Source organism: Rhizobium sp. 01N48 (assembly GCF_056399145.1).
On record NZ_JBFTQT010000022.1, the window covers coordinates 1 to 1,139 of the forward strand.

General features: G+C 63.9%; 1 protein-coding gene. It reads left to right on the plus strand.

Annotated features, from left to right (window positions below):
- The first annotated feature begins 189 nt into the window (after positions 1-189).
- Positions 190-1,119: an IS110 family RNA-guided transposase gene (locus AC1DOG_RS23125; RefSeq protein ID WP_477931342.1), complete on the plus strand. Its 930-nt coding sequence runs from the start codon at positions 190-192 to the stop codon at positions 1,117-1,119.
- The last annotated feature ends 20 nt before the right edge of the window (positions 1,120-1,139 follow it).

A 1,139-nucleotide genomic window follows, 5' to 3' on the forward strand; every position in this document is an offset into this window, starting at 1 on the left:
CCCCCTTGTAACTTGACGATTGCCGCATCGGATCTAGCTCCTCCCTGCGGTGACGGACCGGAGCCCGCTACCCCCTTGGGCGTTAAAGCCCGCGTCAGAGCCGGGGCCAGGTCCGTCGTTCCATCGAACCCGAACAGTCGCCAGGGCCGCTTGCGCAAGCAAAGCCCGCTTAGACAAGGATGGGACAAGATGGACAATGTAGTCGGCATTGATGTTTCGAAGGATCGTCTTGACGTGCATGTGTTGGCGTCGGGCGAGAGTTTCGTGGTCACCAATGACCATGATGGCCTGGACAGGCTTTGCGCGCGTCTCTTGCAGGACGGAGCCGACATCGTCGCTCTGGAGGCGACTGGTGGCTACGAGATGCTTTGCGTCGCCGCCCTTTCGGGTGCTGGCATTGTCGTTGTCGTGGTCAATCCGGCTCAGGTGCGAGCCTATGCCCATGCCTTGGGAAGGCGGGCCAAGACGGATCCGATCGATGCAGCCGTGATTGCCCGCTTCGCGGCGGCGACCAAGCCGCAGATCCGGCCGCTGCGCGATGCGCAAAGCCAAGCGTTGTCGGCCCTTGTTTCCCGCCGCCGGCAGATCGTTTCGATGATCACGGCCGAGGAGCAACGGCTGCGTATGGCACTGGCCAAGGAGGCGCAAAAGAGCATCAGGCGGCTGCTCGCCGCGCTCAGGCGCGAGCTCGAAAGCCTGGACGGCGAGCTCGACGCTCATATCCGCAAGTCGCCTCTGTGGCAGGTGCGCGAGGCGCTTCTGAGCTCGGTGCCGGGGGTCGGACACATCACCGCTCGCACGCTGCTGGCCGAGATGCCGGAGCTTGGCAGTCTGGACCGACGGCAGATCGCCGCGCTTGCCGGCCTTGCGCCATGGACGCGCCAGTCGGGCCAATGGCGCGGCCGAAGCTTCATCGGCGGCGGTCGGGCGGTGGTGCGCACGGCGCTGTTCATGGCTGCTCTGGTGGCCTGCCGTCACAATCCTGCGCTGAAGGCCTTCCGAAACAGATTGGTCGAAGCCGGCAAGACCAAGAAGGCGGCCATAGTTGCCGCCATGCGCAAGCTGCTCACCATTCTCAACGCCATCATCAGGGACAACAAACCATGGCAAAACGCTTGACCGGCAAGACAGTCGCTCTG